Origin of the sequence: Gilvimarinus algae (assembly GCF_030518215.1) — a bacterium.
GTDB lineage: Bacteria > Pseudomonadota > Gammaproteobacteria > Pseudomonadales > Cellvibrionaceae > Gilvimarinus > Gilvimarinus algae.
In genome coordinates, this window is the sequence record NZ_JAULRT010000060.1 from 157,521 (window position 1) to 176,878 (window position 19,358).

Genomic DNA, 19,358 nt, shown 5'->3' on the forward strand with positions numbered 1-19,358 from the left:
TTTCTAAGTGTAGCAGGCGACGCCAAAAGTGCCGATAGTGTGAAAGACTAGGGTGTGTAGGCTTCGAGCACATCGTTGAGAAAGCGCATGCCGAGTGCCGTGGTGCCGATGCGCCTCTCCTTGGGTAGGACCAAGCCGCGCTGCTGCAGCTGGACCCACTGGGGGTTGAGGGCCGACAGTGCCAGGCCGGTGCGTTCGCTGAACAGAGCGCTCTCGCAGCCGTCGGTCAGGCGCAAGGCGTTGAGCAGAAACTCCAGGCCGCGGGCCGGCACTTCAATGGGCTCGCGCCCGGCAATGGCCGGGTTGGCAAAGCGCCCCGGCCCCTGCCAGGCGGCCAGATAGCGCTCGGGCTGGCGGGTTTTCCACTGGCGAATGATCTCGTCGTTTGCCGGCAGCGTCAGCTTGCCATGGGCGCCGGCGCCTATGCCGAGGTAGTCGCCAAACTCCCAGTAGTTAACATTGTGCCTGGCGCGCGGGCCGCGGGCGTAGGCGGAAACTTCGTAGCGCCGGTAGCCGGCGGCCTCCAGGGTGTCGTGCCCCTCGTCCTGAATGTCGGCCAGAGTGTCCTCACCGGGCAGCTCGGGCGGAGCGTTGTAGAAGACGGTATTGGGCTCAATGGTGAGCTGGTACCAGCTGATGTGCTCGGGACCAAAGTCGATGGCGGTGGTGAGGTCTTGCAGGCCGGCGGCCCGGCTCTGCTCGGGGAGGCCGTGCATCAGGTCGAGGTTAATGTTGTCAAAGCCGGCGCGCCGGGCCGTAGCTAGGGCGCGTTTGGCCGCGGCGCCATCGTGGATACGCCCCAGAGCTTTGAGTTGGGCGTCGGCAAAGCTTTGGATGCCGATGGACAGCCGGTTGACACCGGCGGCGCGAAACCCAGAAAACTTGTCTTGCTCAAAGGTGCCGGGGTTGGCTTCGAGGGTAATTTCGATGTCGTCCTCAAAGCCGATGATGCGCTCGGCGGCCTCCAGGATCCGGCCGATGGCGTCCGCCGAAAACAGGCTGGGTGTGCCGCCGCCAAAAAAGATACTGGTGAGGCGTCGCCCCTGGGCCAGCTCGCTGTCGAGCCGCAAATCCTGGGTCAAGGCCCGAACATAGTCGTCTTCGGGCAGCTGCTCATCGCGCTGGTGCGAGTTGAAATCGCAGTAGGGGCATTTGCGCACGCACCAGGGTATGTGGATGTACAGCGACAGCGGTGGCAGGCAGAGGGCAGACACAAAAGTACCGGGGTTATGAATAGCGCGGCGGCATTATCGCACGGTGAAACGGCCGCGGGGAACGTCAATTGGTGTTGTCAGGGCGAGGCAAGTGTTTGGCGCTCCACGCGGGATAGTCTTTGAGTACCTCTTTGGGCTTGCCTGTGAACCAGGCGTAGCCATCGCGCCGCTCCTGGGAGATCTCGCTGACGTCGTAGTGCACCGAGCCGTCTCGGTCGCCAAACACGGGCCGATTGCTGCCGATCTCACAAAAGCGTGCCCAAATAGGGCCAGCGCCGTCCTTTTTGAACAGTTCATTGTGCCCGCGCGATGTTTGCTCCCACGTGTAATCGTCAATGCGGTTGGTGGCAAACCAGTTGTGCGCGGCGACAATCGCCTGCTTTAGTTCGGTACTGGGCTCGTCCAGTTCCATCAAAAATTCCACCAGCTCGGCGCTTTCGGCCGTGGCCAGCGCCAGGGGTTCAAACTTGCGGGCGTTGAGGGGCGCCAGCGTTTGCGGGTGGTGCTGGGCCCCCCAGATGGTAGGTGTACCATCCACGATCACTTGTGTATCCAGCACCGCCTGGATGCCCCGGTCAAAGCTTTGCCTAGCTTGGGTGACCAGCGGTTCGGGTAGAAAGTCCAGCGGCGGTTGCCGGCGGGCCGCGGCATGGAGCACCTTAAGCAACTTGCCCATGACCTCGTCGTTGTAGGTGATGTAGTCATGGTAGCCGCCGGTGAGAGGAAAGTTCTGCGGCCAGCCGCCACCCGGGTACTGGGCCAGGGTAATAAGCCGCACGGCGCGGGCGACGGCATCGGCGTAAGCGGGTTCGTCAGTGGCCTGATGGGCTTTGGCGAGCAGCCAGATTTGGGTGGTGGTGGCGCCGTTATCAAAAGTGGGGATGTAGTGAGACTCCACGCCGTAGGCCTGCCCTGGCTGGCGAGTCTCCACGCTCATATCGGTACGCTTAGACCAGCCGCCGGAAGGCGTTTGGTAGGAGAGCACAATCTTGGCGATGCGCTGACCCTCGGCTGTGGTAAAAAAGTCCACCGGGGCGTCCGGGTCAAAGCCAAATTTGCTGGTGGGGGGCGCCGGCAAGGGTTCGGTCCGGCCGCTGGATTCGAGCTCCGCCGTCATGGCCTGGTGATCGTATTGGCGCACTTGTTCTGAGAGCCGCTGGTAGGCTTGCGGTGAGCGGGCGGGTTCCAGCGTCGCGAGCTCAAGAGCGCAGGGTGAAACCGACAGGCACGCTAGGGCGATCAGGCAGAACAGGCGTTGCATAGAGAAACTCCGGCGGAGGTGATTTTATGGACGCAAGAATACAGTATGGTCAGGCCAATTATCAATCCTGGTCAGGCAGTGGCGGTGTGTTCGTAAAGCGTGTCGCCTGGCTTCGGTCATGTTGGGCTCCTTGGCGGTGATTCGCGGTCTGTCGATCTTAGCTAAGTTTACCGACGGTCCACGCCTCGCCAACCGCTTTATGTGCATCTATGTGCTTCGCGAAGGGCGGTGCTGCTTGCTTGCCGGACAACTCATGAAAGTTTGGAGCAGTGGAGTCCAAAGGCTATGATAGAGCCTCAGTAAAGATTTTATGGTGCGATGCCGCCTGGGATCGCCACACTACGTTGGATGCATTATGAGTGAATTGCCCAGCCCGGTGTCGGGTACCGCGCCCGACACGCTCGATCCACACCGCAAGCACATTGGCCCGCTGGAAAAAGAGTGTCCGGTGTGGGCGGCCATCAATGTACTGCGCGGTCGTTGGAAACCCTCTATTTTGTGCGAGATCGTCAAGCAGCCGCAGCGCTACTCGGATATTCGCAAAGCCCTGCCGCATATTTCAGCCCAGACCCTGACGGTGCAGTTGCGCGAGCTTGAGGCCGACGGTCTGGTGGTACGCGATGTCTATGCCGAGGTGCCGGTGCGGGTCGAGTATCGATTGACGCCTTTGGCCGAGTCGCTGTCCGAGGTGATGGATGAGTTGGAGCAATGGGGTGCGCGCTACCTGCAAGAACGTGCCGGGTCTGGTCACTAAAACCTGAGTTGCTCAGATAATTGGTTCTGGATGCGCAGAAACGGCCTGTGACACAGTGACGCTACTTTAATGTCACAGGAGACACACCGTGCACAATCTGCTGATCCTTCATTCCAGTGGTCGGGTAAACCGCTCGATTACCCGCCAGCTGGCCTCGCAATTTCGCCAGCAGTGGCAGGACGCCTTTGCCGATGCCCACATCCTCGAGAGAGACTTGGTGGCCAGTCCTTGCAGCTTAGTTGACGAGCCTTGGATTGCCGCTGCTTTTACCCCTGATTCCGAGCAGACCGCTTTCATGCGCCAGCGTCTGGAGCAGAGCAATACGCTTGTGAAGGAGTTGATGGCTGCAGACCATGTCGTTATAGGCGCCCCGCTGTACAACTTCGGTATGCCGGCAGCGCTCAAGGCCTACTTTGATCAAATCGTGCGGGTGGGTAAAACTTTTGCGTTCGATCCGGCGCAGCCGGAGCCCTACACACCCCTGCTCGGGCAGACACCGGTAACCGTGATCATCAGCGCTGGCGACGGCGCCCTCTTGCCTGGCGGGCCGCTCTACCACCTCAATAGTCTTGAACCCCACCTGAAAACCCTGGCGGGATTTATCGGCCTGGCGGAGCCGGATTTTGTACGCGTGGGTTACGACGAGTATCAGGATGACCGGCACCTGGATTCGAAAGAGCGGGCAGCGAAAGCCTTGTCGGATCATGTGCGAACGGTGGTGGCGCGGCGCCGTTCGCAGGCAGGTATGTTGGAAAAAGTAGTGGGGTAATGAAGGGGCTGGACTCAGTAGCCGAAAACTCGAGTTTTCGGCTACTGGTTACCCGGATTAGAAACTCAACTGCACGCTGACCCAAAAGTTGCGGCCGGCGTCTTTGACGTTGTAGTGGTCGGTGAAGATCACTTCGCTTACCGCACCGCGGCCTGTGGCCAAGGTGTAGACGCCGTCGCCATCGAGGTCGACAAAGTCGGTGGAGTAGGCGGTGAAGTCCTCGTCCAATAGGTTGTTGACCCGGGCGAAGAAGGTCAGGTGCTCGGTCAATTCATAGGTCAGCCCCAGGTTATAGAGCTCGTAGTTTTCGTAGTAGCGCGCCTCGTCCAGCACCGTATCCCAGTCGCGGTAGCGATCTGAGCGCAGCTCGGCCTGCAGCGACAGGGTCAGGTTGCTGAGCAGGGCCCAGTCCAGGCTGGCATTGGCCATGTGCTCGGCGGTGTTGGTCAGTGGCTGACCTTCCTGCGGCCCGCTTTTTTGTTCGCTGTCGGTCCAGGTGTAGTTGGCATTAATGGACCAATTGTCACTGATCAGGTAGCGGCCCGCCGCCTCGACACCCTGAATGTCCACCTCGTCGATGTTGATCTTCTGACTGTAGGTGGTGTAACCCAGCGCGTCGTAGCTGCCAAGGTTCACGCAGGGGCGTACGCCGCCGGTGGTTTCACAACTGTAAACGGTGTCGCCTCTGGCGATTTTGTCGTCAAACCGAGTGTTGAAGTAGGTGATGTTGAAGTTGTGTCCCTGCTCGCCAGTCCAGTAGAGCGCGATCTCGCTGTTGACGCTGGTCTCAGGTTCGAGCTCCGGGTTGCCGGCAAAGGGCGAGGTGCCCTGGCCGCCAAAGCCGGTGATGCCGTCGTAGAGATCGGTGGTTTGCGGTGTTTTGTAGCCGGTCGCGACGCCGCCTTTGACTGTCCAGTTATCACTGAGGGTGTAGACACCGTAGAGCCGCGGCGATACCTGGCTGCCGAACACATCGTGTTCGTCGTAGCGCACGCCGGCGGTCAGGGTAAAGGGCGTGATCGGGCTCCAGCTGTCTTCGACAAACAAAGAGTACATCTGCTGTTCCTGCACGCCACCGGGGTTGCCGCTCTCCATGCCGAACACGCCGTCTTCCAGCTCGCCGTCAATCACCTGGCTGCCGATGACCAGCGTGTGTTTACCCATTGCCTCAAAGGGAATGTCAACGCGCGCGTCCAGGGTGTACTGGCTGCTGTTGAGCGGGCGTGCCGGGCGCGGTAGGAACGTGCGCTCGGCGAGATCGCGTCGCTCGTCTTCGCTCATGCCGGCGTAGTCGCCGGTGCCGTCGTACATTTCCTGCAGCAGCAGGCGCTCGGTAACGGTCAGGGGTAGGGTACGGCCATCGTTGGCCGTATCCACGTAAGACAGGGCCACATAGCTGGTGCCAAAGCGCCAGTCGCCATCGTGACTCAGCGACCACCACTCGCGATTAAACTCCTGGTCGGCGGCGTAACCGGCGCGCGGGTTGACCTGGCCGCGGCTGTCTTGCCACAGAGCCTCGATATTGTCCTTGGTGCCCAGCGGGTAGGAGAGGGTGCCGGTATCCGGGTCGATAAAAGGTGTGTTGTCGTACACCTGGCTGGAGTGGTCGTAATCAAAGCGCAGGGTGTTGCTGGCATTGGGGGTGTAGGTGAGGCTGACACCGTACTCCTGGGTCTCGGCGTCGACCGTTCGGCCGCCACCGCCAAAACCGAGGCTTCGGTAGTGCACTTGACCGTTGGGGTCGACAGCGGGCTCAAACTGAGGTGACGAGGCCTCTGAGTCGAAGTAGCTGCCGCGCAGGCCGAGCGCGAGCGTGTTATCGATGAGTGGGCCGGCCGCGGCAAAGTCCGCCTGCGCCGTATTGCCAAAGTCGCTGTTTTCCTGAAAATTGCCGGCCAAGTTAAGCGTGCCGAACCAGCGGTCGGTGACCTTTTTGGTAATGATGTTGATCACCCCGCCCATGGCGTCGGCGCCGTAAAGGGTGGAGGCCGGACCGCGAATCACTTCAATACGCTCAATGGCTTCGGCTGGTGGCATATGACCGAAGGCGTTGCCGCCAAAGTTGTTGGGGTAAATGTCGCCGTGGTTGTTTTGGCGTTTTCCGTCGATCAGGTAAAGGGTGTACTCCCCGGTCAAGCCGCGCATACTGACGCTGCCCTGGCCAGTTTTATCGCGAGTGGTGCCGATATCAATACCCTCTTGATACTTGAGCATATCCAGAAGGTTGACGTGAGGGCGGGTGAGAATCTCGGTTTGATCAATCACCGAGATACTGGCCGGCGCGTCGGTAAGCTTTTGTTCAAAGCCAGAAGCGGTAATGACGATTTCTTCAGTGATTTTGGGCTTTTCGTTCGCGTGAGCCCCTACCGTTGTTATGAATGCTGCTGCGCCCAAGTGGAGCGCTGCTCCGCGATACCCCGTTGTTCTGGCCAAAATCCACTCCCCCAAACTGATAATATTAATAAGGGTGAGAATTATTCACATTTGGGAAGAAATTTCAAGCTCTATGTTAAGTGACAGGCTGGTGGGTGGCGCCGGCCTTAGGGCTCTGTGCGGGGTAGGGCATGTAGAAGTGCGCTCAGGGCGAGCGCGCGGTGGCTGATGCGGCCTTTTTCATCTTTGCCGAGCTCGGCGGCCGAGCACTCGTGGGTGGGAACATAAAACAGAGGGTCATAGCCAAAGCCGCCATCGCCTCTGGAGGCGTTGAGTATGCGACCCTCCCAGCTACCTTGGCAGATCAGTGGGGTGGGGTCCTGGGCATGACGCATATACACCAACACACATTGATAACGCGCCGTGCGTTCGGCGTCGGGCACGCCCTTTAGTGCTTCGAGCAGGGCGGCGTTATTGCGCTCGTTGGTGGCGCCCGGCCCGGAAAAGCGCGCTGAATAAATCCCGGGGCGGCCATTGAGGGCGTCTACCTCTATGCCCGAGTCGTCGGCGAGCGCTGGCAGGCCGGTGCTCTGGCAGGCATTGCGCGCCTTGATGATGGCGTTTTCGACAAAGCTGAGGCCGGTTTCCTCGGCGTCCACCACATCGAACTGCGACTGGGGCAACACCTCAAGCTTGGCGTGCGCCAGCAGTTGCTGAAACTCCTTGAGCTTGCCTGGGTTAGAGCTGGCGAGAACGATGCGCCGGCTCATGAGTCTTCTCCCCGGTAGAGCTTGCGGGAGAAGTTAACCGTAAAGCTCTGTTCTGCGCCCTCGGGGGCCACATCAATGGCAAAGTGATACATCTCTTCGTTGCTGTGTTTGAGAGGTGCAATGTAGTAGGTGGCATTGCCCTCGTCGACCTCGCGAAATTTAAGCGTCTGCAACTGCTGAATCAGGTTTTTTGCCGTGCCGCTTACCTGAGCCGGCAGGCCCAGGCTGGTTTGGCCGCTCTCAGTTTTGGTGACGCTGATGTTGATCAGCGCCTGGTCGCGGGCGCGGGTGATGCCATAGGCCTGCGCCACTTTGGGTGGAACAAAGGCGCTGTTGAAAACACTGAAGTGAACCGTGTAGGAACCAAACTGTTGGCTGCGCTCACTTTGCTCAATCTCTCTCGCTTCGGGGATTTCCCGCTGCGGGTCGGCATGACTGGCGCCGGCCAACACAGCCGTAAGCAGTAATACACCCTGAAAAAAACGCATGACCGTCTCCCGTAAGTTAGTTTATTTACTCAAATGGTATACGGCGGTTTCGCCAAACAAGTTGGGTGCGAGGTTGCCGAGCACCTGCGCCGAGCGCTCATTGACGACCTGGCGATGCAGGACGTTGATGTGCTTTTCCCGGCAGAGCACCTCAAAATCCTTGAAGGTACAAAAGTGAATATTGGGTGTGTCGTACCACTCGTAGGGCAAGAGGTCGGACACCGGCATACGTCCCTTAAACGTCAGGTGAAAGCGCGCTTTCCAGTGGCCAAAATTGGGGAAGGTGACGATGCACTCTTTGCCGACTCTGAGCATTTCATCCAGGACTCGGTGCGGGTAGCGCATGGTTTGTAGCGCCTGGGTCATGAGGACGGTATCGAAGCTGTTGTCTTCAAAGTTTTCCAGACCGCGGTCCAGGTTCTGGTTGATCACATTCACACCGCGGCTGATGCAGGTTTGAATTTGCTGGGGGTCAATTTCCAGCCCGTAGCCTACCACCTGCTTGTTGTCAGCCAGCAGTTTGAGCAAGGTACCGTCACCGCAGCCGAGATCGAGCACGCGGCTTTTTTCGCCAATCCAATGTTGCAGTTGATCAAAATCGAAGCGCATGGTTACTCCGTGGCGATGCTGGCCATGTAGCGGGTGAAGGACTCGCGGTAGTGGTCATTGGGCAGTAAAAAGGCATCGTGACCAAAGGGTGACTCCACCTCGGTGTAGCTGACGTTTTTGTGGGCAGAGATAAGCGCGTCGACAATTTCCCGCGAGCGCTCGACCGGAAAGCGCCAGTCGGTCGTAAATGAGGCGACGTAAAAGTTGCATTGGGCGCGGCGAAAAGCCACAGACGGGTCGTCGTTGTATTCACGGGCCAGATCAAAATAATCCAGCGCCCGGGTCATTAGAATGTAGGTGTTGGCGTCGAAGCTGTCGGAGAAAGTATCGCCCTGGTAGCGCAGATAGCTCTCTACCTGAAACTCCACCAGATCGTCCAGGCCCTGCTCAAAGCTGCCGCTTCGCAGTTCCCGGCCGAATTTTTCACCCATCACGTGATCGGACAGATAGGTAATGTGACCGATCATGCGCGCGACCGCCAACCCGCTTTTGGGGTAGGTGTCGTGCGCCAGGTAATCACCGTCGTGAAACTTGGGGTCGTTGATGATCGCCTGACGCGCGGTTTCGTTAAAGGCAATGTTCTGTGCCGACAGCTTGAGCGCCGAGGCGATCACCACGCAGTGGCGCAGCCGGTCCGGGTACTCCAGAGCCCAGCGCATGGCCTGCATACCGCCGAGACTGCCACCCACCACAGCGGCCCATTGGGCAATGCCCAGTTTGCCCGCCAGGCGTGCCTGAGAGTGCACCCAGTCGCGCACCCGCAGTTTGGGAAAGTCGGCTCCCCAGGCCTTGCCCGTCTCCGGGTTAATGCTACGGGGGCCGGTGGAGCCGTTGCAGCCGCCGAGGTTGTTGAGGCTCACCACAAAGAATTTATTGGTGTCTATGGCTTTGCCGGGGCCGATGTAACCATCCCACCAGCCGGGCTTGCGATCCTCGGTGCTGTGAAAGCCCGCCGCATGATGGTGGCCTGAGAGTGCGTGGCAAATCAACACCGCGTTGGATTTGTTCGCGTTTAACTCGCCATAGGTTTCAATCACCAGCTCGTATTGCTGGAGGGTGCGGCCGCAGGCGAGCGTGAGCGGCTCGTCGAAAACCAGGGTTTGGGGGGCCACCAAGCCCACCGAATCGTCCGGGAAAGGGTGTGTCATGCAAGGGTCTCAGGCTGCGGATCTATGCAGGCAAAGGCGCAAGTCTAAAGTCGCGCCTGCCGGGCTGCAAGTCAGCGAGCCCGGGGCGGATCAGATTTGTGCCTGTTGGCGGGCGCCGTGCAGCGAGACGACTTCGGCACTCGGCGCGGGCCGGGCACTGGGCGCTCGGGTGACTTCCGCAAACAGCGGGGCTAGGTCGTCGCGGGCACCGGTTAAGCTTTGCAGGCTTTTGCCCAGGGTTTGCAGCTGTTCGCTGTGGCTATGGGTCTGACTGCGCAGCTCGCCCAGGCGCATCATATGATGCTCAAGCAGCTGCTTCTGGTGCTGGTTGTGATGGGTCAAGGGGGTGAGCGCCTCGCCGAGCCAGTGATCGATACTGGTTTGCAGGTCGGTAAACAGGGTTTTCACCTCTTTGACTAAGGTGCCGATAAAGCGGTTGATCAGCGTGTTTTTGGTGGCCAGCACACTGCCCAGTGAGCGGCGCAGGCGCTCGGCGTTCGCTTCGAGGTTACGCAGTTGGCGACGCTGGCGGGTAATGTTGAGCTTGTGCTTGGCCGCCATCTGGCTGGACTCAAGGCCGTGCTCGGGTCGCTCGTAGATGCTGTTGAGCACTTTGTTGGCCCGCTCGATTTCGCGCAGCAGGTGGTTGATGCTGGCATCCACGTTTTCAAAAAAATCGCCGATGGCGCGCGACAGACCAACCGTGGTCCAGCTGTCGCTCAGGCGCGCATTGGTTTCATCGATCATACTCTGCAGCTTGTTGCTGGCAATGGGTGCCAGCAGCGAGGTGCGCTGGTTATTGAGCATGCGTTGGCTGGTGCGCAGCGACAGTGATTGCTTGTGATAGCGATGGTGGGCGGCGCGAATTTTTTCGCGCTGGCGCTTGAGTTCGGCATCCACGTCTTGCTCGCGGGCCTGTTGCAGCGCTTCCAATTCCTGTTCGCTCTCTTCAATGCGCCGGTTAAGACTATTGAAGGTGTTGACGATCATTTCATGACTGTTGCTCACCAGCCGGTGGCTGATGATTTGTTGCTGCGAGCGCAAAATGCATTCGGCCAGGCGCTGCTCCAGTTGCGGGAAGTTGCTGCGCAGCAAGGCGCCGCTGCGCCGGCAGGTCTTCGCCACCAGGGCCTGCTTGGCCGACAGTGGCAGCACATGCTCCGTGGCCAGCTGTAAGTGGCGCGCAGTCTGTGCGCGAACCCGCTCAATATTGGCGGCAATTTCGGCCGGCGGGGTCAACTCGTCCCACAGGGTGTCGATTTTGTTGAGCAAGGCCAGCACGGCGGTGCAGTTTTCATCGCGCAGGCCGGCGATGTGATCGCGCCATATGGCCATGTCGCTGGCGCTGACGCCACTGTCGGCCGCCAGCAGAAAGAGGATCGCCTGAGCTTCAGGCAGGGTTTTCAGCGTCAACTCTGGCTCGTTGCCCAGGGCGTTGAGCCCAGGCGTATCGACGATGCGCAGCCCCTCGCGCAGCAGCGGGTGGTCGAGATTGATCAGCGCGTGGCGCCAGGTGGGCACTTGCACCAGGCCCGTCTGGTCATCGGCCTCCAGCTCGCGGGTGTCAAATCCAAGGCGGCCGGCCTCTTGGCGGCTCACTTCTTTACTCGCCGACACTTGGCCGATGGCCTGTGCGAGGGATTCCGGATTGTCCGGGTCAAAGTTGATGGTGAACCAGTTTTGCGGGATGCGCTTGAAGCTTTGCATGCTGGCCGCGCTGCGGCGGGTTTCAATGGGCAGCAGGCGCACGCAGTTGCGCGGTTGGGTTTCATCCCAGAAGATCTCGGTGGGGCACATGGTGGTGCGCCCGGGCTGTGATGGCAGTAGACGGCCCGTTTGTTCGCTGTAGAGCAGGGCGTTGATCAGCTCGGTTTTGCCGCGGGAGAACTCGCCCACGCAGGCGACGGTGAACTGGTCGCCGTCGAGCAGTTTGCGCGCGCGCTGCAAATAGCGCAGGGCGTCGCTCGTGACCATTTTGTGCGCATCGCTCCAGGCACAAAACGCCTCCAGGCGCTTATCCAGTTCGCGCTTCCAGGTATTGTATTGCGCCATTTGCCGATGCAGAGCCTTAATATCCATTTGTGCTGCCGTATCCTGAGCTGATTGTTGTGATCAACGGCCATTAAAGCGCAAATTTACCCGCCGTGCCAGCAGTGGTGCCTCGCTGGCGGACTGGCGGGTGAATTTGGCGGACTTGCGGTCCTGTGCGTCAGCGCCGCTTTAGAACCCGAGCAAAATATGACGCACGCCAAGACTCTGGGCCAGAGCCGGTATCAAAAACTGGTTAAACAGGTTGAGTATCAAGAACAAAAAGATGGGGGACAGGTCAATGGGCCCCAAGGGTGGAATGATTTTGCGAATCGGCGCCATGACGGGCTCAATCAGCTGGCGCAAGAGCATCAGCGCCGGGTTGTGGCTGAAAGGCGCAACCCAACTGGCGATGATGTAGATCAGCATGCCGACAAAGTAGATTTGCACCAGCATTTTCAAAATGCCGATCACGCCCATGGGCAAGACCAGCAAAGGATTGAGGAGCCCGCCCCCGGCCACCAGATAGATCAGCTGGCCGGCAATCCACTGCAGTAGCAGCGCCAGCACCAGTGAGGCCATATCCACCCCATAGACGCCGGGAATCACCCGTCGCAGCGGTAGCAGCAGCGGATTGGTTGCCTTGCTGATGCCCTGGGATATAGGGTTGTAAAAATCGGCGCGCACCAGCTGCAGCAAAAAGCGCAGCAGGATGATCAGCATGTACAGCGACCCGAGTGTGCGGATCAGGTAAATCAGAATTTCCTGCAGGGTGTTCATCGAGTCTCCTCAGTCGGTTGTACCAGTTCTTTGGCCAGCGCCTGCGAGCGGGCAGCGCAATCGCTCATAGCCTGTTGAATAAGCGGGCGCAAACCGCCCTGCTCAAACGCGTGTATGGCCCGCTCGGTGGTGCCGCCCGGAGACATGACTCGGCGCTTGAGCTCATCCACTGGCACATCCACCTTGCCGGCCAGTTGGGCCGCGCCCAGGGCAGTTTGCAGCGTCAGCGCCCGCGCGCTCTCGGGGGAGAGGCCCAGGGAGGTGCCCGCCTCAATCATCGCCTCCATAAAGAGAAAGTAATAGGCCGGGCCCGAGCCGGATACGGCTGTGACTGCGTGCATCAGCGCCTCATCTTCTACCCAAATGCACAGACCTGTGGCCTCGGCAATTTGCTGGGCAAAGGCCCGGTCGCCCGCCTTCGCTTTGGCGTTGGCGAACAGGCCGCTGGCGCCCGCGCCCACCTGCGAGGGGGTATTGGGCATGCTGCGCACGATCGCCAGTGCCTCGCCCAGCCACTGGCTCAAAGCCTGAGTATCGATACCGGCGGCCACCGAGATGACCAATTGTTGGTCCAGCGCGCTGGTCAATTGCTGGCAGGTGTCTTTCAGCATCTGTGGTTTGACGGCTAGGACGATGACCTCGGCCCAGCGAGCCGCTTGCACGTTGTCGGTGCCGACTTCTATGTTCAGTGCCGCGGCCGCTTTTGCAGCGCTGGTATCGCTGCGGGTGGTGGCGCGGATGGCGCTGGCGGGGTAGCCGCCCTCAATCAGGCCCTTGATGATGGCCCCGGCCATGTTGCCGGCGCCAATAAAGGCAATATTCTTAACAATCACGGGTTGTCCTTTGTCGTGGTAGCGGTGGTGTTGGTTGCGCTGGTGGCTTTGCTCTGACGAGGGCCGAACAGGTCAGTGCCTATGCGCACCATGGTAGCGCCGCACTCGACGGCGGCTTCCAGGTCGGCGGACATTCCCATGGACAGGGTGTCCAGCGGGGCCGCCAGGCCGAGAGGCTTGAGTTGCTTGAGTGCCTCGGCCAGCTGGTTGAAAGGCTGGCGCTGTGCTTCGGGTTCGCTCGCCGGAGCCGGTATGGCCATGAGCCCCCGCAGCGACAGGCCCGGCAGTGCGGCCACCGCGCGGGCCAGCGCAGGCAGCTCGGCCAGATGGACGCCGGCCTTGCTGGGCTCGCGGTCGATATTGACCTGCAGACAGATGTTCAGCGGTGGCAGGTGCTGCGGGCGCTGCGCCGAGAGGCGCTCGGCGATTTTCAGCCGGTCGACGCTGTGCACCCAGCTAAAGTGCTCGGCGATGGCGCGGGTTTTATTGGATTGAATGGGGCCGATAAAGTGCCACTCAATGCCGGCCAGATCGGCGAGCGCATGCTGTTTGTCGAGGGCTTCTTGCAGGTAGTTCTCGCCGAAACGGCGCAGGCCCGCGCTATAGGCCTCGCGCACACGCTCCGGGCTCTGGGTTTTACTGACAGCAATCAGCGTGATGTCGCCGTCGGGGCGCGAGGCCGCAGCGGCCGCTGCTTGCAATCGGGCGGTGACATCGGCGAGCTTCTCGTCTATCTTGTGCATCTGGTTTCCGAAATTAATCGCTGCGCCTGGCTCTGGTCCCGGCCTTCACAGAACGACAAAAACTGATTGAGATTAAGGGTTTAGCTGTATGGATATCACGGAGCTCCTCGCCTTTAGCGCCAAACAGGGCGCCTCGGACTTACACCTCTCGGCGGGCCTGCCGCCCATGATTCGTGTGGACGGTGACGTCAGACGCATCAACCTGCCGCCTATGGAGCACAAGCAGGTGCATAGTTTGATCTACGAGATCATGAATGACAAGCAGCGCAAGGACTTCGAGGAATTCCTGGAAACAGACTTCTCGTTTGAAGTGCCGGGGGTGGCCCGTTTCCGGGTTAACGCCTTTAATCAGAACCGCGGCGCCGGCGCGGTGTTTCGTACCATTCCCTCCAAGGTGCTGACCATGGAGGAGCTGGGGATGGGGCAGGTGTTCCGCGATATCTGCGCCGTGCCCCGAGGCCTGGTGTTGGTGACCGGACCCACGGGCTCGGGCAAGTCCACCACCCTGGCGGCCATGATGGATTACATCAACGACAACAAGTACGAACACATTCTCACCATTGAAGATCCCATCGAATTTGTTCACGAATCGAAAAAATGTCTGGTCAACCAGCGTGAAGTGCACCGCGATACCCACGGCTTTTCCGAGGCCCTGCGCTCGGCTCTGCGGGAAGACCCGGACATTATTCTGGTGGGCGAGATGCGGGACTTGGAAACCATTCGTCTGGCGCTGACCGCGGCGGAAACCGGGCACTTGGTGTTCGGTACCCTGCACACCACCAGCGCGGCCAAAACCATTGACCGGGTGGTGGACGTGTTCCCCGCCAACGAGAAGGCCATGGTGCGCTCCATGCTTTCCGAGTCCCTGCAGGCGGTCATATCGCAGACACTGCTGAAGAAAAACGGTGGCGGCCGTGTCGCGGCGCACGAAATTATGCGCGGCACCCCCGCGATCCGTAACCTGATCCGTGAAGACAAGGTGGCGCAGATGTACTCGGCGATTCAAACCGGCGCCTCTGTGGGCATGCAGACCATGGATCAATGCCTGGAAGACATGGTGGCCAAGCGCCTGGTGTCGCGCGAAGTGGCCCGCGAAAAAGCGAAGATGCCGGAAAATTTTTAACAGCGCCGAACGCGGGGCGTTTGCTTTATACAAAAACGACAAACTTATTGCTGAGCGATAATTATGGACTTCGATCGATTACTGCAATTGATGGTGGATAAGGGGGCTTCGGATCTTTTTATAACGGCTGGTGTACCGCCGTCCATCAAACTGCACGGTAAAGTGGTTCCGGCCACGGCGACGCCTCTTGCGCCCGAAAAAGCCCGCGAGCTGGTGCTGTCAGTGATGAATGAAAAGCAGCGCAAAGAGTTTCTGGAGGCCAAAGAACTCAACTTTGCCATCAGCGCCCGGGGCATTGGTCGTTTTCGGGCCAGCGCCTTCTACCAGCGCAACCTCGCCGGCATGGTGCTGCGGCGTATTGAAACCAACATTCCGAAAATTGACGACCTGCATCTGCCGGATGTGATTAAAGATCTGGCTATGACCAAGCGCGGCCTGGTGATGTTTGTGGGCGCCACAGGTACCGGTAAGTCCACCTCGCTGGCGGCCATGATTGGTCACCGCAATCGCAACTCCAAGGGTCATATTATTTCTATTGAAGACCCGATTGAATTTATCCACCAGCACGAGGGCTGTATTATCACCCAGCGCGAGGTGGGTATTGATACCGATTCGTTTGAGATCGCCCTGAAAAACACCCTGCGCCAGGCGCCGGATGTGATTTTGATTGGTGAGGTGCGCTCTCGCGAAACCATGGAGCACGCCATCGCTTTCGCCGAGACCGGGCACCTTTGCTTGTGTACGCTACACGCCAACAACGCCAACCAGGCGCTGGACCGGATCATTCACTTTTTCCCCGCCGACCGTCACCGCCAGTTGTGGATGGACCTGTCGTTGAACCTGCGGGGCATTGTCGCTCAGCAGTTGATTCCGACACCCGATGGTAAGGGCCGCCGGGCGTGTCTCGAGGTGTTGCTCAATACCCCGTTGATGTCGGATTTGATTCGCAAGGGTGAAGTGGGCGAGCTGAAAGAGCTGATGAAAAAGTCTACTGAGCTGGGCATGCAGACCTTTGACCAAGCGCTCTACGCGCTCTACGACAACGGCGAAATCACCTACGAAGACGCGCTGTCACACGCCGACTCGCCTAACGATCTGCGCTTGATGATTAAGCTCGGTTCGGAAACAGACGCTACCTATCTCTCGAATGCGGCGGATTCATTGTCGATTGAAGAGGAAGACAAAGGTCGCGGCGGCAGGATGTTTTGACGGTGGATGTGGGGGAGCGGGTGGCTGGTGCTATTCGCTCCTGGTTGAGCGCTCGCTGAACCAGGTTTCCAAAATAAGCCGTGCAGCTATGGCATCGACGGGATCACTTTTGTAGTGGCCGGAGCCGCCGGCCGCCCGGTGCTCTTGCTTGGCCTCAAAGCTGCTGAGCCTCTCATCCACCATTTGTATCGCCACCCCGAAGCGACCGTGCAGGCGGTTGGCAAATTTGCGCGCCCTTTGGGCAAAGTCGCTGTCGCTGCCATCCATATTCAGTGGCAGCCCTACCAGTACCAATTCTGGCTGCCACTCGTCCAGCAATTTTTTAATGTCGTTCCAATCGGGGGTGCCGTCGCGCGCGCGCAGCTCACCGAGGGCACTGGCACTGCCGGTTGCGGTTTGCCCGGTGGCAACGCCAATACGGCTGGTGCCATAGTCAAATGCCAGCAGGGTGCGAGGCTCAGGCATGGCCGGCGGTGTTGGAGATCAGGTTGAGGTCTATGCCGAGATCCTTGGCGGCCGCGGCCCAGCGCTGCTCGGCCGGCGTGTGAAAGAGAATTTGCTGATCCGCTGCGACGGTCAGCCAGGCGTTGTCGGCAATTTCTTGCTCCAATTGGCCTTGATCCCAGCCGGCATAGCCCAGGGCTACCAGATAGTGGCTTGGGCCTTCACCGCGGGACATGGCTTCGAGGATGTCCTTGGACGCTGTCAGGTAAATCTCTGGTGAGACTTTTAGCGTGGACTGCCATTGGCGGCCGTCCTCTGCCGGGTGCAGTACAAAGCCCCGCTCCACACTCACCGGGCCACCGGCGAGCGCTGGCAGGTGGGCGGAGTCGTGATCAGTGGCCAGCTCCAGCTGCTCGTAAATGTCGCCAAGCGAGAGCTCCATGGGCAGGTTGATGATCAATCCCATGGCGCCGTCATCCGAGTGCTCGCAGATGTAAGTAACGCTGTGGGCGAAGGTGGGGTCACTCATGCCCGGCATGGCAATCAGGAACTGGTTGCGCAGCGAGCCGAGTTCAAAGTTGTTCGTATCCTGTCGTTCGGTCATATCATCAGTATTGGGTCGGAGTGAGACAAACTCAAGTAAAAACAGTGGGGTTTCGCTCGCCTTGGCTGCTTGTCAGGCGCCGTCTTGCCGCGACGGGTCAACAACCTCTAGAGAGCGTTACGAGCGGCGCTGGTGGTTAGACCATCGATCTCGAATGACCAGGTGCGAATGATTTGCAGCTGATCGTACTTTTCCCGCACCTCGGGGGGGATAGGGTCAAAAGGGGCGGCCATGCGGACAATCTGCAGGGCCGCTTCGTCGAGAATCCCCACGCCGGACGACTCCGATAGCTCCAGCTCGCGAATGGTGCCGTTGGCATTGAGGGTCACGGCCATGCGCAGGCTGCCGGTCAGGCGCTGGGCCAGAGCTTGTTGCGGGTAGTTGGCGTTGCCCATCTGCTCGACCTTGCGACTCCAGTTGAGGAGGTATTGAGCCTCGGGAGCGGTTTTGGTGGCCACTGAGGTCAGTCGGCGGATGCGCGGGCGCTTGGCGTATTCCTGGCGCTGGCGGTCGAGCTTGGCCTGGAGGCTGGCGATTTCCGGTGTGATCAGCGGCTGCTCGTCCGGCAGGCCGATGCGCTCGTCCTCTTTTTGTTCTCGCTCTTCATCGCGATTTTGCAGAATACTGCGCTCGGCATCGAGCGTTGTAACCATGCGGGTGTTTTGCTCGGCCGTAGGGGTGGCGGCCTGTATCTGCGGTACCGGGTTGACCTCATTGACGTCGGGCGCGGCGAAGTCGGCCTCGCGCTCGGTGGTCAGCTCCTGGTTGGCCAGTTCGGTGCCGCTCGCCTCCTGGTTGTGCTGGGCGAGAAAACTGGCGTCTTCGGGCGCGCGCTCTGATTGGTGATTGGCCAATGTAATTTCGAGCGTCGGTGCCAGCTCGTCGGGCTGGGGCAGGGTAAAGGTCAGCCCGAAAATCAGCATGGCGTGGGCGACTATGGCAATAAACACGGTAAAGCTCAGCCGGTCGGCACTTTTGACGCTGGTATCGACGCCGACGGCAATGTTGGCGCTGGCGGTCATCGGCCCTGGTCCCGCTCGCTGAGCATGGTTTCAATGGCGCTCATCAGGGCGGCACCGATACGGGTATTGTAGGCCTTGTCGATTTCGCGCACGCAGGTGGGGCTGGTGACGTTGATCTCAGTCAGGTAGTCGCCGATAACATCCAGGCCGACAAACAAAAGGCCGCGCTCGATCAGCTGGTCGGCCACCTGGCTGACGATCCAACGGTCCTTGTCGGTGAGTGGCTGGGCGACCCCTCGGCCTCCGGCAGCCAGGTTGCCCCGGGTTTCGCCCTCGGCTGGAATACGGGCCAGGGCGTAGGGAATGGCCTCGCCGGCGACAACCAAAATACGCTTGTCGCCGTTGCTGATTTCGGGGATGAATTTCTGTGCCATGGTCAGGTGGCGGCCGTGGCCGGTGAGCGTCTCAAGAATAACACCCACATTGGGGTCGCCTTGCTTGCAGCGGAATATGCTACTGCCGCCCATGCCATCCAGCGGCTTAAAGATGACGTCTCCGTGCTCTTTGTGAAAATTCTTGAGCTGGTCCATCCGGGCGCTGACAATCATCGGCGGGCAGCACTGGGGAAACTGGGTGGCAAACATCTTCTCGTTGCAGTCGCGCAGGCTGCGGGGGTCATTGACGACCATGGCGCCCTGGCGCTGGGCGGCCTCGAGAATGTAGGTGCTGTAAATATAATCTGTGTCAAAGGGCGGGTCCTTGCGCATCAGGATCACGTCCAGCTCCCCCAGCGCAATATCCTCCGGGGCTCCCAGCTCGTACCAGCACTCAGCGCTGTCGAAGACTTTCAACGGCCGGGCGCTGGCTCGCGCCCGATCCCGTGCGAGATAGAGGTCGGCCGGCTCCATATACACCAAGTCGTGGCCCCTCTCGGCGGCGGCCAGAAGGAGTGCGAGGGTGGTGTCTTTGTAGTAGGTGATGCTTGCGATGGGGTCCATCACAACGCCGATGGTCAGGCTCATGAAACTGCGTCCGGCTTGTGTTTGGGGGATGGCGTCGGGCGGCTTGTTTGGGCAGCCCTCGTGCGATGCTAAAGTTATCCGCTTGCACGGCCGCGCGCAAGCCCTCAATTGCCATAATCGGGAGTAATATCAAACTGCAAAATCCGTATATTTATGTATATATTCAGCCATTTATAGATAAAGCTTAAAAACTATGTTAAAAGTTGGTCATATAAATTAACCCG

Annotated in this window: 19 protein-coding genes; 4 read left to right on the plus strand and 15 right to left on the minus strand. The window is 59.6% G+C overall.

All coding sequences use genetic code 11. The features are described 5' to 3' along the window. Positions 1-47 precede the first annotated feature (47 nt). Together hemW and pelA are read right to left on the minus strand one after the other, a co-directional pair. Positions 48-1,214, minus strand: a complete 1,167-nt coding sequence (hemW, locus tag QWI16_RS13345; RefSeq protein WP_302713895.1) for a radical SAM family heme chaperone HemW — start codon at positions 1,212-1,214, stop codon at positions 48-50. Positions 1,215-1,278: 64 nt separating this feature from the next. Beyond that, positions 1,279-2,475, minus strand: coding sequence for a pectate lyase (pelA, locus tag QWI16_RS13350; protein ID WP_302713896.1), 1,197 nt, complete (start codon positions 2,473-2,475; stop codon positions 1,279-1,281). A 355-nt stretch (positions 2,476-2,830) separates the two neighbouring features. Between pelA and QWI16_RS13355 the strand changes: the two genes are divergently transcribed. Together QWI16_RS13355 and QWI16_RS13360 are read left to right on the plus strand one after the other, a co-directional pair. Further along, positions 2,831-3,229 carry a winged helix-turn-helix transcriptional regulator gene (locus tag QWI16_RS13355; protein WP_302713897.1) on the plus strand — a complete coding sequence of 133 codons (399 nt, stop codon included), beginning with the start codon at positions 2,831-2,833 and terminating at the stop codon, positions 3,227-3,229. A gap of 88 nt (positions 3,230-3,317) precedes the next feature. Then, a complete protein-coding gene (locus tag QWI16_RS13360; RefSeq protein WP_302713898.1) occupies positions 3,318-3,998 on the plus strand; it encodes an FMN-dependent NADH-azoreductase in 681 nt (226 codons plus the stop codon). A 57-nt stretch (positions 3,999-4,055) separates the two neighbouring features. Here QWI16_RS13360 and QWI16_RS13365 read toward each other — a convergent pair whose 3' ends face one another. The 9 genes from QWI16_RS13365 to QWI16_RS13405 all read right to left on the minus strand — a co-directional run bounded on the left by QWI16_RS13365 (position 4,056) and on the right by QWI16_RS13405 (position 13,770). After that, entirely contained in the window at positions 4,056-6,431 is a 2,376-nt protein-coding gene (locus QWI16_RS13365; RefSeq protein ID WP_302713900.1) for a TonB-dependent receptor domain-containing protein, read from the minus strand. A 107-nt stretch (positions 6,432-6,538) separates the two neighbouring features. Next, a complete protein-coding gene (gene rdgB, locus QWI16_RS13370) occupies positions 6,539-7,141 on the minus strand; it encodes an RdgB/HAM1 family non-canonical purine NTP pyrophosphatase (RefSeq protein ID WP_302713902.1) in 603 nt (200 codons plus the stop codon). After that, positions 7,138-7,629 carry a DUF4426 domain-containing protein gene (locus tag QWI16_RS13375; protein WP_302713904.1) on the minus strand — a complete coding sequence of 164 codons (492 nt, stop codon included), beginning with the start codon at positions 7,627-7,629 and terminating at the stop codon, positions 7,138-7,140. The genes rdgB and QWI16_RS13375 overlap by 4 nt, the downstream gene beginning before the upstream one ends. 21 nt (positions 7,630-7,650) lie before the next feature. After that, complete coding sequence (gene metW / locus QWI16_RS13380) at positions 7,651-8,238, minus strand: methionine biosynthesis protein MetW (protein WP_302713906.1); 588 nt, start codon at positions 8,236-8,238, stop codon at positions 7,651-7,653. Between the two features lie 2 nt (positions 8,239-8,240). Continuing rightward, on the minus strand, positions 8,241-9,386 hold the full coding sequence (gene metX, locus QWI16_RS13385; protein ID WP_302713908.1) for a homoserine O-succinyltransferase MetX: 1,146 nt from the start codon (positions 9,384-9,386) through the stop codon (positions 8,241-8,243). A 90-nt stretch (positions 9,387-9,476) separates the two neighbouring features. Then, entirely contained in the window at positions 9,477-11,465 is a 1,989-nt protein-coding gene (locus tag QWI16_RS13390) for a dynamin family protein (protein WP_302713909.1), read from the minus strand. Positions 11,466-11,606: 141 nt separating this feature from the next. Continuing rightward, a complete protein-coding gene (locus tag QWI16_RS13395) occupies positions 11,607-12,194 on the minus strand; it encodes a YggT family protein (protein ID WP_302713911.1) in 588 nt (195 codons plus the stop codon). After that, on the minus strand, positions 12,191-13,027 hold the full coding sequence (proC, locus tag QWI16_RS13400) for a pyrroline-5-carboxylate reductase (RefSeq protein ID WP_302713913.1): 837 nt from the start codon (positions 13,025-13,027) through the stop codon (positions 12,191-12,193). Before proC ends, QWI16_RS13395 begins: the two co-directional genes overlap by 4 nt. Further along, the gene (locus tag QWI16_RS13405; RefSeq protein ID WP_302713915.1) at positions 13,024-13,770 is read right to left on the minus strand and encodes a YggS family pyridoxal phosphate-dependent enzyme; all 747 of its coding nucleotides are present in this window, start codon (positions 13,768-13,770) and stop codon (positions 13,024-13,026) included. The genes proC and QWI16_RS13405 overlap by 4 nt, the downstream gene beginning before the upstream one ends. Positions 13,771-13,858: 88 nt before the next feature. Here QWI16_RS13405 and QWI16_RS13410 point away from each other — a divergent pair, with 88 nt between their 5' ends. Next, the gene (locus tag QWI16_RS13410) at positions 13,859-14,893 is read left to right on the plus strand and encodes a type IV pilus twitching motility protein PilT (protein ID WP_302713917.1); all 1,035 of its coding nucleotides are present in this window, start codon (positions 13,859-13,861) and stop codon (positions 14,891-14,893) included. Between the two features lie 63 nt (positions 14,894-14,956). Then, positions 14,957-16,102, plus strand: a complete 1,146-nt coding sequence (locus tag QWI16_RS13415) for a PilT/PilU family type 4a pilus ATPase (protein WP_302713918.1) — start codon at positions 14,957-14,959, stop codon at positions 16,100-16,102. Positions 16,103-16,132: 30 nt separating this feature from the next. Here the strand turns inward: QWI16_RS13415 and ruvX are convergent, their stop codons facing one another. The 4 genes from ruvX to gshB all read right to left on the minus strand — a co-directional run bounded on the left by ruvX (position 16,133) and on the right by gshB (position 19,134). After that, positions 16,133-16,567, minus strand: a complete 435-nt coding sequence (gene ruvX / locus QWI16_RS13420) for a Holliday junction resolvase RuvX (RefSeq protein ID WP_302713920.1) — start codon at positions 16,565-16,567, stop codon at positions 16,133-16,135. Then, positions 16,560-17,150, minus strand: a complete 591-nt coding sequence (locus QWI16_RS13425; RefSeq protein ID WP_302713922.1) for a YqgE/AlgH family protein — start codon at positions 17,148-17,150, stop codon at positions 16,560-16,562. The genes ruvX and QWI16_RS13425 overlap by 8 nt, the downstream gene beginning before the upstream one ends. 107 nt (positions 17,151-17,257) lie before the next feature. After that, entirely contained in the window at positions 17,258-18,172 is a 915-nt protein-coding gene (locus QWI16_RS13430; protein WP_302713924.1) for an energy transducer TonB, read from the minus strand. Beyond that, positions 18,169-19,134, minus strand: coding sequence for a glutathione synthase (gene gshB / locus QWI16_RS13435; RefSeq protein WP_302713926.1), 966 nt, complete (start codon positions 19,132-19,134; stop codon positions 18,169-18,171). The genes QWI16_RS13430 and gshB overlap by 4 nt, the downstream gene beginning before the upstream one ends. Positions 19,135-19,358 lie beyond the last annotated feature (224 nt).

Excerpts from the sequence above, each read along its gene's own strand:
- pelA (WP_302713896.1), bottom strand. The coding sequence starts at position 2,475 with ATGCAACGCCTGTTCTGCCTGATCGCCCTAGCGTGCCTGTCGGTTTCA.
- QWI16_RS13355 (WP_302713897.1), top strand. The coding sequence starts at position 2,831 with ATGAGTGAATTGCCCAGCCCGGTGTCGGGTACCGCGCCCGACACGCTC.
- rdgB (WP_302713902.1), bottom strand. The coding sequence starts at position 7,141 with ATGAGCCGGCGCATCGTTCTCGCCAGCTCTAACCCAGGCAAGCTCAAG.
- QWI16_RS13375 (WP_302713904.1), bottom strand. The coding sequence starts at position 7,629 with ATGCGTTTTTTTCAGGGTGTATTACTGCTTACGGCTGTGTTGGCCGGC.
- metW (WP_302713906.1), bottom strand. The coding sequence starts at position 8,238 with ATGCGCTTCGATTTTGATCAACTGCAACATTGGATTGGCGAAAAAAGC.
- metX (WP_302713908.1), bottom strand. The coding sequence starts at position 9,386 with ATGACACACCCTTTCCCGGACGATTCGGTGGGCTTGGTGGCCCCCCAA.
- QWI16_RS13390 (WP_302713909.1), bottom strand. The coding sequence starts at position 11,465 with ATGGATATTAAGGCTCTGCATCGGCAAATGGCGCAATACAATACCTGG.
- QWI16_RS13395 (WP_302713911.1), bottom strand. The coding sequence starts at position 12,194 with ATGAACACCCTGCAGGAAATTCTGATTTACCTGATCCGCACACTCGGG.
- QWI16_RS13405 (WP_302713915.1), bottom strand. The coding sequence starts at position 13,770 with ATGCACAAGATAGACGAGAAGCTCGCCGATGTCACCGCCCGATTGCAA.
- QWI16_RS13410 (WP_302713917.1), top strand. The coding sequence starts at position 13,859 with ATGGATATCACGGAGCTCCTCGCCTTTAGCGCCAAACAGGGCGCCTCG.
- QWI16_RS13415 (WP_302713918.1), top strand. The coding sequence starts at position 14,957 with ATGGACTTCGATCGATTACTGCAATTGATGGTGGATAAGGGGGCTTCG.
- ruvX (WP_302713920.1), bottom strand. The coding sequence starts at position 16,567 with ATGCCTGAGCCTCGCACCCTGCTGGCATTTGACTATGGCACCAGCCGT.
- QWI16_RS13425 (WP_302713922.1), bottom strand. The coding sequence starts at position 17,150 with ATGACCGAACGACAGGATACGAACAACTTTGAACTCGGCTCGCTGCGC.
- QWI16_RS13430 (WP_302713924.1), bottom strand. The coding sequence starts at position 18,172 with ATGACCGCCAGCGCCAACATTGCCGTCGGCGTCGATACCAGCGTCAAA.
- gshB (WP_302713926.1), bottom strand. The coding sequence starts at position 19,134 with ATGAGCCTGACCATCGGCGTTGTGATGGACCCCATCGCAAGCATCACC.